The sequence below is a fragment of the Streptomyces lunalinharesii genome, from assembly GCF_039532155.1.
Taxonomy (GTDB): domain Bacteria; phylum Actinomycetota; class Actinomycetes; order Streptomycetales; family Streptomycetaceae; genus Streptomyces; species Streptomyces lunalinharesii.
In genome coordinates, this window is the sequence record NZ_BAAARK010000010.1 from 157,149 (window position 1) to 171,527 (window position 14,379).

General features: G+C 71.9%; 15 protein-coding genes and 1 pseudogene. 9 read left to right on the plus strand and 7 right to left on the minus strand.

From position 1 onward, the window contains the following. Window positions 1-22 precede the first annotated feature (22 nt). The 3 genes from ABD385_RS17900 to ABD385_RS17910 form a co-directional block, all read right to left on the minus strand. Entirely contained in the window at window positions 23-499 is a 477-nt protein-coding gene (locus tag ABD385_RS17900; RefSeq protein ID WP_344576910.1) for a succinate dehydrogenase hydrophobic membrane anchor subunit, read from the minus strand. A gap of 6 nt (window positions 500-505) precedes the next feature. Continuing rightward, window positions 506-886: a succinate dehydrogenase, cytochrome b556 subunit gene (gene sdhC / locus ABD385_RS17905; RefSeq protein WP_016574684.1), complete on the minus strand. Its 381-nt coding sequence runs from the start codon at window positions 884-886 to the stop codon at window positions 506-508. Between the two features lie 205 nt (window positions 887-1,091). Then, window positions 1,092-1,814 (minus strand): 2-oxo-4-hydroxy-4-carboxy-5-ureidoimidazoline decarboxylase, encoded by a 723-nt coding sequence (locus ABD385_RS17910; protein WP_425585425.1) that lies wholly within the window; start codon window positions 1,812-1,814, stop codon window positions 1,092-1,094. A gap of 204 nt (window positions 1,815-2,018) precedes the next feature. On the opposite strand from ABD385_RS17910, the gene ABD385_RS17915 reads away from it, so the two are divergent. The 3 genes from ABD385_RS17915 (at window position 2,019) to ABD385_RS17925 (ending at window position 6,052) form a co-directional block, all read left to right on the plus strand. Continuing rightward, entirely contained in the window at window positions 2,019-3,728 is a 1,710-nt protein-coding gene (locus ABD385_RS17915) for a beta-N-acetylhexosaminidase (protein ID WP_344576917.1), read from the plus strand. Between the two features lie 522 nt (window positions 3,729-4,250). Continuing rightward, complete coding sequence (locus ABD385_RS17920) at window positions 4,251-4,988, plus strand: RNA polymerase sigma factor (protein WP_344576920.1); 738 nt, start codon at window positions 4,251-4,253, stop codon at window positions 4,986-4,988. Beyond that, complete coding sequence (locus ABD385_RS17925; protein WP_344576924.1) at window positions 4,988-6,052, plus strand: hypothetical protein; 1,065 nt, start codon at window positions 4,988-4,990, stop codon at window positions 6,050-6,052. The genes ABD385_RS17920 and ABD385_RS17925 overlap by 1 nt, the downstream gene beginning before the upstream one ends. A 193-nt stretch (window positions 6,053-6,245) precedes the next feature. Here ABD385_RS17925 and ABD385_RS17930 read toward each other — a convergent pair whose 3' ends face one another. Continuing rightward, window positions 6,246-6,584, minus strand: coding sequence for a peptidoglycan-binding domain-containing protein (locus ABD385_RS17930; protein WP_344576926.1), 339 nt, complete (start codon window positions 6,582-6,584; stop codon window positions 6,246-6,248). Between the two features lie 118 nt (window positions 6,585-6,702). On the opposite strand from ABD385_RS17930, the gene ABD385_RS17935 reads away from it, so the two are divergent. Next, window positions 6,703-8,283, plus strand: a complete 1,581-nt coding sequence (locus ABD385_RS17935; protein ID WP_344576929.1) for an acyl-CoA mutase large subunit family protein — start codon at window positions 6,703-6,705, stop codon at window positions 8,281-8,283. A 54-nt stretch (window positions 8,284-8,337) separates the two neighbouring features. Beyond that, window positions 8,338-8,550 carry a hypothetical protein gene (locus ABD385_RS17940; protein ID WP_016575807.1) on the plus strand — a complete coding sequence of 71 codons (213 nt, stop codon included), beginning with the start codon at window positions 8,338-8,340 and terminating at the stop codon, window positions 8,548-8,550. Window positions 8,551-8,568: 18 nt separating this feature from the next. On the opposite strand, the gene ABD385_RS17945 is transcribed toward ABD385_RS17940, so the two are convergent. Then, window positions 8,569-9,279, minus strand: a complete 711-nt coding sequence (locus ABD385_RS17945) for a FadR/GntR family transcriptional regulator (RefSeq protein WP_344576931.1) — start codon at window positions 9,277-9,279, stop codon at window positions 8,569-8,571. 191 nt (window positions 9,280-9,470) lie between these two features. Between ABD385_RS17945 and ABD385_RS17950 the strand changes: the two genes are divergently transcribed. Beyond that, the gene (locus ABD385_RS17950) at window positions 9,471-9,986 is read left to right on the plus strand and encodes a gluconokinase (protein WP_344576935.1); all 516 of its coding nucleotides are present in this window, start codon (window positions 9,471-9,473) and stop codon (window positions 9,984-9,986) included. 192 nt (window positions 9,987-10,178) lie between these two features. Then, window positions 10,179-11,576: a GntT/GntP/DsdX family permease gene (locus ABD385_RS17955; protein ID WP_344576938.1), complete on the plus strand. Its 1,398-nt coding sequence runs from the start codon at window positions 10,179-10,181 to the stop codon at window positions 11,574-11,576. Between the two features lie 96 nt (window positions 11,577-11,672). Here ABD385_RS17955 and ABD385_RS17960 read toward each other — a convergent pair. Both ABD385_RS17960 and ABD385_RS17965 read right to left on the minus strand, forming a co-directional pair. Further along, a pseudogene (locus ABD385_RS17960) lies at window positions 11,673-11,979 on the minus strand (NUDIX hydrolase); the annotation flags it as partial. A 36-nt stretch (window positions 11,980-12,015) separates the two neighbouring features. Continuing rightward, a complete protein-coding gene (locus tag ABD385_RS17965; protein ID WP_344576940.1) occupies window positions 12,016-12,738 on the minus strand; it encodes a GntR family transcriptional regulator in 723 nt (240 codons plus the stop codon). Window positions 12,739-13,161: 423 nt separating this feature from the next. Between ABD385_RS17965 and ABD385_RS17970 the strand changes: the two genes are divergently transcribed. Both ABD385_RS17970 and ABD385_RS17975 read left to right on the plus strand, forming a co-directional pair. After that, complete coding sequence (locus tag ABD385_RS17970) at window positions 13,162-13,551, plus strand: hypothetical protein (RefSeq protein WP_344576942.1); 390 nt, start codon at window positions 13,162-13,164, stop codon at window positions 13,549-13,551. A gap of 323 nt (window positions 13,552-13,874) precedes the next feature. Further along, window positions 13,875-14,309 (plus strand): NUDIX domain-containing protein, encoded by a 435-nt coding sequence (locus tag ABD385_RS17975; protein WP_344576944.1) that lies wholly within the window; start codon window positions 13,875-13,877, stop codon window positions 14,307-14,309. The last annotated feature ends 70 nt before the right edge of the window (window positions 14,310-14,379 follow it).

Below are 14,379 nucleotides of genomic sequence, written 5' to 3' on the forward strand. Positions count from 1 at the left end.
CCTCTGTCCCTCAGCCCGGGGCCTAGCGGATGTTCGGGTCGAAGGTGAAGATCACCAGCGTGCCCAGAAGGACGGTGAACACCGTGGCGGTGTACAGGAGCATCTTCAGCCAGAAGCGGGTGTTGTCCCGCTGCGCGTAGTCGTTGATGACGGTGCGCAGGCCGTTGGCTCCGTGCAGCATGGCGAGCCACAGCATCAGCAGGTCCCAGACCTGCCAGAAGGGCGAGGCCCAGCGGCCGGCCACGAAGGCGAAGCCGATCTTGGAGACGCCGCCGTCGAGCACCAGCTGGATCAGCAGGTGGCCGAGGACCAGGACGACCAGGACGATGCCGGACAGCCGCATGAACAGCCAGCCGTACAGCTCGAAGTTGGTGCGGGTCGACTTCGGGGTCTTCCCGGTGCGCTTGCGGGGCGCTTCGATGACGGGAGCCGGGTTGTCCGCGTCGTAGAGCGCGACGTTCTCCGCGGCGGTGCCCACAGCGGTGGATTCAGCAGACATCACGCGTCAGCTCCCGAACAGCGTGCGCAGCGTGTGCTGCAGCACGGGGTAGAAGGCACCGGCCATCAGCACGACCCAGACGCCGACGACGGTCCACAGCATCTGCTTCTGGTACTTCGGGCCCTTGGACCAGAAGTCCACAGCGATGACCCGCAGGCCGTTGAGCGCGTGGAAGAGGATGGCGGCCACCAGGCCGTACTCCATCACGTTGACGATGGGCGTCTTGTAAGTCGCAACGACGTTGTCGTACGCGTCGGGGGAGACACGAACGAGAGCGGTGTCGAGGACGTGTACGAACAGGAAGAAGAAGATGAGGACGCCAGTGACTCGATGAGCCACCCAGGACCACATGCCTTCCCGGCCGCGGTACAGCGTTCCAGCCGGCACGGAAGAACCCTCCGGGAGCGGGGATTAGGGCCGCGCCGCCAATCTTCTATTCCAAAGAAGTACAGCTCTGTCGGTCGGGCCCGGCCGGGTACGGTCCACCGGCCGCTCGTCATCGTATCGACGAGTTGTCGGTTCCTCGCGCGGGGGTCCTTAGGTGTGATCAAACAGGCACCAACGGGCTATCACACAAGTACGAACTGCCCCATCAGCGACAAGTCGCCGCGAGTCGCCCCAGTCGGACACCGGCCAGGCGTCGTAAGTGGTCGGCCGCGACCGTCCGCTCCTCGTCGGGCTCGTGCGCCAGGCGGGTGCGGATGGCGTGCAGGGTCTGGTCCATCAGCTCGTCGTCGCGGTAGCCGTCGAGGCAGATCACGAAGGCGTGCCGGAAGCGGAGTTCGTAGGCGGCGTGGGCGGCGCGCAGGGCGGTGTGGGCGGCGAGGGTGCCGGGGCCGGGGCGGGCCGGCGGCAGCGGTGCGGGCGCCTCCTGGGCCAGCGCCTCGGCCTGTTCGGTCGGCGTGAGGTCGTAGCCGGCCTCGTCGCCGGCGGCCAGGAGGGACGCCAGGTCCGGATAGGGGCGGTGGGCGGCGATCCGCTCGGCCCACCGGAGGCAGCCGCAGCAGGTCAGCAGGGTGGCGACGGCCCGGTCGTGGGGGAGCGCGTGGAAGCGGGCGAGGCCGGCCGCCGCGGGCTCGGTGCGCGGTTCCTGCCACGGTATGCCGCACCGCGGAGCAGGCGGGTGGGGCCGCGTCGGCGGGCGGGCGGCCGGAGTGTCACCGGACAGCGTGGGCTCCTCGGGCGGACGGGACGGCTGAGGGTGGTTGTGGTGGGCGGGCGGCGGGCGACTGGCGGAAACCGAGCGGCGCGTGGGGCGAAAAGGATGAAAAGTCTGATACGTACGGAATGTGCAGCAGGTGTGGTGATACGTCACATGAGGTGGCACCCGGCGGTTTTCCGGCGGTCCACGCGCCCTGGAAGGGAGTGAGCGACGGCGAGGCCACGCTAACGACGCCCGCCGGCCACTGTCCGACGGATGCGCGATTTTCACCCGGATGAGAGAGCTTTCGCGCGCACGGTGGACGCCCTGCCCCGCACCCCCGGCAGTGCCTTCGCCCCGAAAAGTGAGGATTGCACGATGTCGAACCCGATGCGGCCGCCGCGCTTCCCGCGGCCCTCGGCCTTCCCCCGGCCCCCGCGTCCGGCCGCCCCCGCCGTCGGTCCGGCGGCCCGCCGCGCGCTGTGGGCCGCCCCGGTGCTGGCCGGCGCGCTGGTGCTCGGCGGCTGCTCCCAAGGCGCCGATTCCCAGCCCCCAGGGGCCGCCCCCAGCTCCTCCAGCCCCGCCGCACCCATCCCCACGTGGGCGAAGGTGACCGGCCCGCCGCGCATCGTGCCGGCCGTCCGGGAGTTCCGCCCGGCGGACGGGAACGGCTGGCGGCCGACCAAGGACGCCCGGGTTGTGGTACCGGCCGGGCAGAAGAGCACCGTCGCCGATGAAGCGCAACTCATGGCCAAGGATCTCGGCGGGTTGGCGGTGGTGTGGGGAAAGCAGGAGGTCCGGCCCGGTGACGTCGAGGTGAAGCTCGGCGGATCGGGCGGTGCCGACCGTCCCGACAACGCCCCGCCCAACAGCACCGCCGACGAGTCCTACACCCTGACCGCCCGCGCGGGCCGGCTCACCCTCGCCGCCCCCACCGACGCCGGCGTCTTCAACGGCACCCGCACCGTCAAACAGGCCGTCCGCAACGCCGGCGGCCTGCCCGAGGGCACCATCGAGGACCGCCCGGACCGCCCCCAGCGCGGCATGCTGCTCGACAACGCCCGCAAGCCGTTCACCGCGGACTGGATCGAGACCCGCATCCGGCAGCTCGCCGACCTCAAGCTCAACCAGCTCCAGCTGCACTTCTCCGACGACCAGGGCTTCCGCATCCAGAGCGACAGCCACCCGCAGATCGTCTCCGCCGACCACCTGACCAAGGACCAGGTCCGCCACCTCATCAAGGTCGGACAGGACCTGCACGTCGCCCTCATCCCGGAGATCGACTCGCCCGGCCACCTCGGCGCGGTCCTCGACCACTACCCCGACCTCCAGCTGCACAACGCCTCCGGCACCGTGCTGCGCGGCGCCATCGACATCTCCAAGCCGCAGGCCGGCGCACTCGTCGACTCGCTGCTGAAGGAGTTCGGGCAGCTCTTCCCCGGCCCCTACTGGCACCTGGGCGGCGACGAGTACCAGGCGCTGATGTCCCGCAACCCCGAGGCGTCGTACCCGCAGCTCGCCAAGGCCGCGCGGGACAAGTACGGCGCCGGCGCCACCATCAAGGACCTCGCGACCGGCTGGCTGAACGACCGGCAGAAGACCGTGCAGGCCGCCGGCAAGACCCGGATCGAGGCGTGGAACGACGGCTTCTTCCCCGGCGGAAAGGTGGCCGCCGACAAGAACCGCACGGTCGCCTACTGGACGGGCAAGGAGATCGGCGCCCGCGACCCCGCCGACTTCCTGCGCGAGGGCCGCACCGTGCTCAACCTCAACGACGAGTACCTCTACTACGTGCTCGGCGAGCCCAACGGCTTCACGTACCCGACGGGCGAGCGGATCTACCAGAGCTGGACCCCGCGGGTGCTGCGCCACACCTCGCCGGTGTCCGTGCCGGTGGACCAGACCGGGGCCGACCGCATCCCGGGCGGGCGGTTCGGGGTCTGGTGCGACCACGCCGACGCGCAGAGTGCGCAGCAGATCGCGGCCGGGATCAAGATGCCGCTGGCGGCGCTGGCGCAGAAGACCTGGGACCCGCGCACCCCCGCGCTGTCCTGGGTGGACTTCAAGGCGCTGGCGAACCGGATCTGACCGTCCGGGCGGAAGATCGCGAGAGACGGCCGAGGCCGCCACCCCCCACAGGAGAGGCCCCGGCCGTCGCTCACGCGGAGTCCGCGAAGGGCTCCTAACCGATACAGCGCCAGCGGACCCGAAAGCGTCACACGCGGTACGGGTGGCGGCACGGCCAGTGGTCTGGACGCGGGCCGGGCGGGGCCCGTAACGTGCCGGAACGCGCCGGTTGGCGCGACGGCCCGCGGCCGGCTCCGCGGCCCGAAGGGCGTTTGGTTACTGGGGAGTTCGGATGAGTGCGAGTGCACGTCGTGCCGGTGCACCGCCCGTCCCAAGAGGTGGCCCGGGTGCCGGGCACCGGGTCTCACCCGTTACGGTCAGCAGGAACGGCCGGACGTCCGACGACCGGCGCAGCGGCTGACCGCACCGGCCGCGCGGCGGGCCCGGACGGACCGGACGGCCAACCAGCAGCGAAGAAACTAGCGACAGCACGAAGCGGCAAGGACCGGGCGGCGGACATTCAGCGTGCGACAGGATGGACCCGTGCGAGGGGACGACATTCAGCCGGACGACGGACGGCTGACGGTTGCCGTGCAGGCGGCGCAGGACGGCGACGAGGCGGCGTTCCGGCTCGTCTACCGCGCCATACAACCCCGGCTCCTCGGCTACCTGCGGACCCTGGTGGGCGAGGCGGACGCCGAGGACGTGGCGTCCGAGGCGTGGTTGCAGATCACCCGTGACCTCGGTCGCTTCAGCGGCGACGCGGACCGCTTCCGCGGCTGGACCGCCCGGATCGCCCGCAACCGTGCCCTGGACCACATCCGGATGCGCGGCCGCCGACCGGCCGTCGGGGGCGACGAGAGCGAACTCGCCGACACCCCCGCCGTGTCCGACACCGCCGGCGAGGCGCTGGAGGCGCTGGGCACCGGCCGCACCTTCCGCCTGATAGGCCGGCTCCCACAGGACCAGGCCGAGGCGGTGACCCTGCGGGTGGTGGTCGGACTGGACGCCAAGAGCGCGGCCCAGGTCCTGGGCAAGCGGCCGGGCGCGGTGCGCACCGCGGCCCACCGCGGTCTGAAGAAGCTCGCCGAACTCCTCACCGAAGACGGTGGCGGGGACGACGGCGACGGGGCGTGGCGACGGCTGTCCGCCGGTCCGGGCCCGGGCAGCGGCACGCTCGGTGAGCTGCCCGTACAGGACCGAAGACACCAGGACGGTGTGGCGGATTCGTACGTACCAGGTGTGACGGAAACGGCCGCACGAACGCAGAAGGACATGTGATGGCCGACGACCGGTATAGCTGGCTCGACAAGGACGCCGCGGAGCGACTGCTGCGTGGTGAGCCGGCCGGTTCCCGGGTCGGCGACGGCACACCCGAACTCGAACACCTGCTGAAGGCCGCCGCGGCGGCCGGTTCCGGCCTGCCCGAATCCGCGCCGCTGCCCGGCGAGGAGGCCGCCCTGGCCGCCTTCCGGAACGCCCGGCACGGCCCCGGCGCCCGCGGCGACACCGCCCACGGCGCCGCGCTCCCCGGCCTGCGGGGCAACCGCACCCGCCGGGTCGCCGAACGCGGCGGGATCGCCCGCCCCTTCAGACGCGGTTTCGCCGTCGCCCTCGCGGTGTGCGCGATCGGCGGCATCGCGGTCGCCGCCGGCACCGGCGTGCTGCCCACCCCGTTCCGGGGCGGCGAACCGCAGCCCGGGGCCAGCGTCTCGGCCGCCGAGAGCCCCAGCACCTTCGAGACCCGGGAGCCGGCCACCACCGGCGAGACCGGTCGCACCCCGGCCACCCCGCCCGACGGGCGGCCCACCGACCCCGGCGCCAGTCCCAGCCCCGGCGGCAGTCACGGCCCCGGCCCCACGCCCGGCACCCCGACGCCCGGCACCGGCACCCCCGGCGGGGACGGCTGGCCGCAGCAGGACGGCGACGGCAAGGGCAAGCGGCGGCTGCTGCTGGCCCTGTGCAAGGACTACGAGACCGGCAGGCGCGGCGACATCGACCGCGACACCCTGCGGCGCCTCGAATCGAAGGCCGGCGGCCCGGACCGGGTGCACGCCTTCTGCCGCCAGTACCTCACGCAGTCCGGACAGCAGGGCGGCGGCTCGGGTGACAACGATGGCGGAGCCGGCAAGGGCGGCAACGGCGGAGGTCAGGGCGAGAACGGCGGCAACGGCGGCAACGCCGGAGGCGGTCACAACGGTGGCGGCAGCGGCGACGAGGAGGGCGACTCGTCGCCCACCGCGACGCCCGCCCCGAGCGTTCCGCCGGCCGGCACCACCCCCGCACCAGCCCCCAGCACACCCGTACCGACCCCAACCGGAACCCTTCCCGCCGGTCGGGTGTGACGTTTTTGAACGCCGCGACGCAGTAAGAAATGAGCCGACTGGTCATCGGCGGCGCACGAGCCTGGGTTCCCCCCGTACCCGTGGCTCGGCGCACCCGGCGCGGGCGGGGCACGTTCCCCCGGCCCTGCCCGCGCCCACCTCTCTTGCGCCCGAACCGGCGCCGCCCGGACGGGGTGGCGGTGGGCGGGGTTGCTCAATTGCCGCCGTGGTCCCAGATCTTGCCCGTGTGGTGCAGCTCGTCGTGGGTCGGCTTCCGGGTGCGGGACCTGAGGGCCGAGCGGTCCGCGCCCGCGAAGGCCCCGGTGACGGACAGCCCGGCCTCCTTCTGGAACGTGCGGACGGCGCGGGTGGTCCCGGTGCCGTAGCGGCCGGTGGGGTCGTGGCGGAAGAGGTGCAATTGAGCCAGCCGGGCCTGGAGGTCACGGACCGCCGGGCCGTGCGCGCCGGGCCGCAGCGCCGGGGTGATCCGCACCGGATGGCAGGCCGTCACCGAGGTCAGCGCCACCAGCACCGCCAGCGCCACCGTTCGCACTCTCCCGCTCCACCGCATGACCCACCCCCTTCCCCTCGGTGCGTCGGGACGAACCTCCGGGCATGCTGTGAATGCGGTGCAAATCAGCACTGTTCACCCGTTGGGAGGCGTAGCGGACATGGTGCGGGAGAGCGAGAGCGGACTGCCCATCGAGCCGGTGTACGGGCCGGCGGCGCTGGCGGGCTGGCGCCCCGACGCCGCGCTGGGCGAACCGGGCGCCTATCCGTACACCCGGGGCGTCTACCCGACCATGTACACCGGGCGGCCCTGGACGATGCGGCAGTACGCCGGGTTCGGGACCGCGCGGGAGTCCAACGCGCGCTACCGGCGGCTCATCGAGCACGGCACGACCGGCCTGTCGGTCGCCTTCGACCTGCCGACCCAGATGGGCCACGACTCCGACACCCCGATCGCGGCGGGCGAGGTCGGCAGGGTCGGGGTGGCGATCGACTCGGTCGACGACATGGAGGTGCTGTTCGGCGGCATCCCGCTGGGGTCGGTCTCCACGTCGATGACCATCAACGCGCCGGCCGCACTGTTGCTGCTGATGTACCAACTGGTGGGCGAACAGCAAGGAGTGACGGGGAGTCAGCTGAGCGGCACGGTGCAGAACGACGTGCTGAAGGAGTACATCGCGCGGGGCACGTACATCTACCCGCCACAGCCGTCGCTCCGGCTGACCGCGGACATCTTCCGCTACTGCCGCGCCGAGATCCCCCGCTGGAACACCATCTCCATCTCCGGCTACCACATGGCGGAGGCCGGCGCCTCGCCCGCGCAGGAGATCGCCTTCACCCTGGCCAACGGCATCGCCTACGTCCGCACCGCGCTCGCCGCCGGCATGGACGTCGACGACTTCGCGCCGCGGCTGTCGTTCTTCTTCGTCGCCCGCACCACGCTGCTGGAGGAGGTCGCCAAGTTCCGTGCCGCGCGGCGGATCTGGGCGCGGGTGATGCGGGAGGAGTTCGGGGCGCGCAACCCCAAGTCGCAGATGTTGCGGTTCCACACCCAGACCGCGGGCGTGCAGCTGACCGCCCAGCAACCGGAGGTCAACCTCGCGCGGGTGACCGTGCAGGGGCTGGCGGCGGTGCTCGGCGGGACCCAGTCGCTGCACACCAACTCCTTCGACGAGGCGATCGCGCTGCCCACCGAGAAGGCGGCCCGGCTCGCCCTGCGGACGCAGCAGGTGCTCGCCCACGAGACCGACGTGACCGCCACCGTCGACCCGTTCGCCGGTTCGTACGCGGTGGAGTCGCTCACCGACGCCGTCGAGGAGGCGGTGCGCGCCCTGATGGCGCGGGTCGAGGACCTGGGGGGCGCGGTCGCCGCCATCGAACGGGGCTTCCAGAAGGGCGAGATCGAGCGCAACGCCTACCGCATCGCCCAGGAGACCGACGCCGGCGCGCGGGTGGTGGTCGGCGTCAACCGCTTCCGCACCGACGAGGAGGAGCCCTACGAGCCGTTGCGGGTGGACCCCGCCATCGAGGCGCAGCAGGCCGAGCGGCTGGAGCGGCTGCGCGCCCACCGCAACCGCCAGGCGGTCACCGCGGCGCTCGGCGCGCTCCGCAAGGCCGCCGAGGGCCCGGACAACGTGCTCTACCCGATGCGGGAGGCGCTGCGCGCCCGGGCGACGTCGGGCGAGGTGTGCGACGCGCTGCGCGAGGTGTGGGGGACGTACGTGCCGACGGACGCCTTCTGAGGTCGTGGCGGGTGCCGGGTGCGACGCCCGAGGCGCGTCCGCCACACTGGAGGCATGTCCGCACCCCGCCGCCGCTGCCCCATCTGCACCCGAGAGATCGCCGTGGTCGGCGGCCGGTACGCCCGCCACGACCCGCCGGGGCGGCGGACCGGGATCGAGCTGATCTCCTGCCCGGGCTCACGGCGGACCGCGCCGATGATGGCGCCCGCGGAGAAGCTCTTCGACCCCGAGGAGCCGCCGATCCCCGGCCAGCAGCCGCTGTTCTGAGGGTCGGACCGGGGCGAACTACGGCGCCAGGACGTCGAGTTCGGCCATCGCGCCGGCGGTGATCTGCCGGGTGAGGGCCTCCGCGCGGGCCGCGTCCCCGGTGCGGATCGCCTCGGCGACCTGGACGTGCAGGGTGACCGCGGCCGGGTCGGGGTCGGTGAACATCACGTGGTGCTGGGTGCGGCCGGTCAGGACCGCGGCGACGACCTCGGCGAGGCGCGCGAACATCTCGTTGCCGGAGGCGGACAGCACCACCGCGTGGAACGCCGTGTCGTGGACGAGGTAGGCGTCGAGCTGCTGGCCGCGCGAGGTGGCCACCATCCCCATGGCGTGCTCGGTGAGTGCGGCGCACTGGGCGGGGGTGGCGTGGCGGGCCGCGAGCCCGGCCGCCACCGGCTCGACGGCCGAGCGCAGCACGGTCAGCGAACGCAGCTGGCGGGGGCGGTCCCGGCCGGCCAGTCGCCAGCCGATCACCCGCGGGTCGTAGACGTTCCACTCCTCGGTCGGGCGGACCGTCACCCCGACCCGGCGCCGGGACGCGACCAGGTGCATGGACTCCAGGACCCGGACCGCCTCGCGGATCACCGTGCGGGAGACGTCGAACCGCTCGGCCAGCTCGTCGGTGCGCAGGACCGTGCCCGGAGGGTGGTCACCCGCGGTGATCGCGGGCCCCAGGGACTCCAGCACGCGGGCGTGCAGCCCCTTCTCCCCGTTTGCGGTCGCGTCCATGGGCCAAGCCTACGTTCCTGCCTTCCGGCCAATTAAGTATGACGTTTGCGTCACAAGGGCTTGAATACGTCGTACCTAATGAGTTTCAGTGGAGGGCGCACGAGGTCGAAGAGGACCGTGTCGTACCGATCGCCCCAACACGAGCGATCCGGCACGAGACGTTCTGTATACGAAGTTTCGAGGTATTCGGGATGGGCAGCGCCGACGTCATCGTCGTGATGGGTGTGGCCGGGACCGGCAAGACGACGATCGGTCCCCTGGTGGCCGACGCGCTCGGCGTCCCGTACGCCGAGGGCGACGACTTCCACCCGCCGGCCAACATCGCCAAGATGTCGGCGGGCGTTCCGCTGGACGACGCCGACCGCGGCCCCTGGCTCGACGCCATCGGCGCCTGGGCGCACGGGCGGGCCGGCCACGGCGGAGTGGTCAGCTGCTCCGCGCTCAAGCGGGCCTACCGCGACCGGCTGCGGGCCGCCGCCCCGGGCGTGCTCTTCCTGCACCTCGCCGGCGACCGCGCGCTGATCGAGGCGCGGATGGCCGAACGCAAGGGCCACTTCATGCCCACCGCACTGCTGGACTCCCAGTTCGCCACGCTCGAACCGCTCGGTCCGGACGAGGCGGGCGTGGCCGTCGACGTCTCCGGCACCCCGCAGGAGATCGCCGACCGCGCGGTCACCGCACTGCGCCGCCGGGCCCAGGCCGCGTAACCCGCGCCGAGGCCCCCCAAGCCGCCGGGCCCCTCCCTTCCCCCCCCGGAGGGGCCCGGCTCTCCTCACCGTTTCTCCCCACCGTTCCTCACCGTTCCCCCTCCCCTCCGACAAAGGGGCCCTCCGACACAGGGGTCCGCCGATCGCCGGCCTCCGGCGAAGGGACCGGGCCCTCCGACAAAGGGAATCGCCGTGCCACATCTCAGCGCCGAGATGCTCGCAGCGGACGCGACCACACCGATCACCTCGGCCGGTCACGCACAGCTGGGCATCGCCGTCCTGGCGGGTATCGCCGTCATCGTCCTGCTGATCACCAAGTTCAAGCTGCACGCCTTCCTGTCGCTGATCATCGGTTCGCTGGTGCTCGGTGCGGTGGCCGGGGCGCCGCTCGACAAGGCCATCGCCAGCTTCTCCACCGGGCTGGGAACGACGGTCGCGGGCACCGGCGTGCTGATCGCGCTGGGCGCCGTCCTCGGCAAACTGCTCGCCGACTCCGGCGGCGCGGACCAGATCGTGGACACGATCCTGGCGAAGGCCGGGCGGCGGGCGATGCCCTGGGCGATGGTGCTGATCGCCGGCATCGTCGGGCTGCCGATCTTCTTCGAGGTCGGCATCGTGCTGCTGATCCCGGTGGTGCTGCTGGTCGCCAAGCGCGGCAACTTCTCCCTCATGCGCGTCGGCATCCCGGCGCTGGCCGGCCTGTCCGTGATGCACGGGCTGATCCCGCCGCACCCCGGGCCGCTGGCCGCCATCGACGCGGTCAAGGCCAACCTCGGCGTCACGCTGGCGCTGGGCGTCGTCATCGCCATCCCCGCCGCGATCATCGCCGGCCCGCTCTTCTCCCGCTACGCGGCCCGCTGGGTCGACATCGCCCCGCCCGAGAAGATGATCCCGCAGCGCACCTCCGACGACCTCCAGAAGCGCCCGGGCTTCGGCATCACCGTCGCCACCGTCCTGCTGCCGGTCGTGATGATGCTCGCCAAGGCCCTGGTGGACGTCGTCGTCGACGACCCCGCGCACACCGTCCAGCGGATCTTCGACGTCGTCGGCTCCCCGCTGATCGCGCTGCTGACCGCCGTCGTCGTCGCGATGTTCACGCTCGGCCGCTCGGCCGGCTTCACCCGTGGCCGGATCGCGTCCACCGTCGAGTCCTCGCTCGGCCCGATCGCCGGCGTGCTGCTGATCGTCGGCGCCGGCGGCGGCTTCAAGCAGACCCTGGTGGACTCCGGCGTCGGCCAGATGATCCTGGAGATCTCCAAGGACTGGAACATCTCCACACTGCTGCTGGCCTGGCTGATCGCGGTCACCATCCGCCTGGCCACCGGCTCCGCCACGGTCGCCACCATCTCCGCGGCCGGCCTGGTCGCCCCCCTCGCCGCCGAGATGAGCACCACCCACGCCGCCCTCCTCGTCCTCGCCATCGGCGCCGGCTCGCTCTTCTTCAGCCACGTCAACGACGCCGGCTTCTGGATGGTCAAGGAGTACTTCGGCATGGACGTCGGCCAGACCCTCAAGACCTGGTCGGTGATGGAAACGCTGATCTCGGTCGTCGGGATCGTGGGCGTGCTGTTGCTGTCGCTGGTGGTGTAGGGGGCGGGTCCCCATGGCGACGGATGAGCCCCTGCCGACTGCCTTCATGGGTGGTGGGCGGACCCACGGACAGGCACGAGCCTTCGCCGGTTGCCCTTACGGGGGCCGGCGGGGGCTCGTGGTCTTGGGGCGCTGTCCGAGGTACGGAACTGGCCGCTGCTCCAGGAAGCGCCGGATCCGCAGCCGTTGCTTGTGGTGCATGGGCAGCGCGTCGATCGCTCCGGGCGCGACGAAACGGAGTTCCGAGGACTCGGCCGACCGTGCGAGCGCCCCCGACGATCCGCGCGGTGAAGCACACGTTGAACTGGCGCCGCACCTCTCCGTCGTCGTACGCGAGGACATGCCGGGGGTCCGTGTGCGTACCGACCAGGCCGGTGACCTCCACGTCCAGTCCGGTCTCTTCCGATGCGTGCTCAGCCTTCCAGCGCCCCGACGGCCCTCACGGCTGGTACTCGTACCCGATCGTGAAGCGGGGCGGCAGGCACCATTCGCCGTATTCGATGACGCCGTCGGCGTCCGACCAGCGGTGGGCCCCCGCCAGGATCGGAGCGCCCACGGGCAGGCCCAGGGCACTGGCCTCGCGCGCGTCGGCGGCGCGGGCGTGCATGTCGTCCCTGGCGTGCGCGATGGTGCGCTCCGTGGCCTCCAACACCCGTGCCGACAGGCCGTGGTTGCGCTCCGGCGCGGTGTTCAGCAGGTCGGGCACGAGGGCGGCGAACGGTGCCGGGTACCACGTCACCGCGAACACGGTCCGGGTCTTGCCTCGACCGGCCAGCCATTCCCGCCGCACCACCTGGTCTCCCGTGTCCAGGTCGAAGATCTCGGCGACGTACAGCGGAGGGGCGACCAACTCCGCCGCCGTGACCCGGCTCGTCTCGCCGTCCGCGAGGAACGACTTCACGCGCTGCACGCGGGCGAGCCGGTCGCGCGCCGACAGGGTCCACACCGGGTCGTCGGCGACGTACGTGCCGCGTGGCGTGGTCCGGATGTACCCCTCGACCTGGAGCGCCTGGAGGGCGCGGGACACCGTCGCGGCGGCCACCTGCCACTGCCCCGAGATCTCCCGGTTCGTGGGCAGCTTCGCCCCTGGCTCCAGATCGCCCGACAGGATGCGCTCCCGGAAGTGATCCGCGATCTTCGTAAATGTTTTCGGACCAGCCATCTGCCTTGCTCCTCAGGTGAGTTGAGCACCGAAATCGCTCAGCACACTAGGGCACCGGGAACCGTAGCGGAAGTGCTTCGGTCGCTCCGATACTGAACTAGTTCACTCGGTTGGAGCGACGGGCGACGGCACGGCCATGGCCGGACCGGGGGCCTGCAATGAGCGTGCTGAAGAAGCTCTTCGACTACGCAACCGGCCATATACGGGACCCCCGCGACCGTGCGACCGGCCCGGGGGCATGGCCATCAACTAGCAAGGAGTTGACGACATGACCAACGCTATCGCGAGGCCACTGGCGCCCGCGTGGGGACTGACGTTCCCTGCGCGTAGGCCCCGCCAGGTGCTCTGGCCGTCGGCCAATGTGCCCGACACGGTGAAGTCCCCCCAGTCCCACGCGGGGGAGGCGAGCGTGCGATGAACCCCATGGACACCGCACGGCTGCTGCCGTGGAGCAGTCCGGAAGGCAAGCCGTGCTTCCTGCTCGGTGGGACCGGGACCGGGTACGTCTCCCGGCTTGCCGACCGGGTGGAGGCGGAGCAGATGGGCGCGGCGGCCGAGTGCATCGAGGAAGCCGGTGACGTGCTCGCCGGGCGGTCCTGGACGCCGGGTGAACTCCACTTGTTGGCCGTGGAATTGAACGCTCACTTGGCCAGGGTGCACCGGGTTTCGGAGAGTCGCGGTGCCCGGTTGGTCCGGTGGGAGGGCGGGCCGGACGGGGACGACGAAGAGGAAGACGGCGAAGGCGGTGCGGACGATGCGGGCGGTGGTTCCGCGCCCGCGGAGGGCTTCCCCGACCGGAGCGGCCCCGAGTAGGGGTGGCGCGTGCCCCGTGCGAGCCGATGGGCTCGGTTCGAGGCGCCGGTCCGTCCTGCGGGGAGCGTCCCGGGCGCTCCCCTGAAGGGTGCCGCGCGGGGTTCGTCCGCGCGGTGAGGAAGACCGGGACCCGGCCCCCTCGCCCGTGAGGAGGAGGGGGCGGGTCCCGGGTCGGTGTTGTGGGGGGCGCTGTTCTCCGGGCCCCTTCACCTTCACCGGCGCGCGATCAAGCTGCCGGTCTGGCATCGTGAGCGGGATCTCGCGCTGGCCGAGCAGTACGTTCGCGCGGTCGTCAAAGTGAGCGAGCACCATAAGGAGTTGCTGTGACCGTCACCTCTCCCGAGTTCCTGGCCCGCTTGGTGGACGACGCCCGAGCGGATGGCGTCACGGGCTTCGTGGCCGGCGCGGTCGTCACCGATGCCGACCGGGTCCTGCTCGTGCGGCGCAACCCCGAGGACTTCATGGGCGGTATGTGGGAGATCCCCTCCGGCAAGGTCGAGGACGGGGAGACCGTCCTCGAAGCCCTGCACCGCGAGACCGCCGAGGAGACCGGCCTGACCATCGAGACGGTGAGCGGCTACATCGGCCACTTCGACTACCCCAACAGTCGCGGCGGCACCACCAGGCAGTTCAACTTCGCGGTCACCGTGGCGAAGACCGAGCCGATCGTCCTGACCGAGCACGACGCCCATCAGTGGGCCTTCCCCGGCGAGCTGCCCGAGGTGAGCGACGCCGTCCGCCAGTTGATCGGGTCCTGATCCGGAGCCCTCCCGACGCCGACTCGGTTGCGTCCAGAGGGGAGCGTCCCGGGCGCCCCCTGAAGGGAGC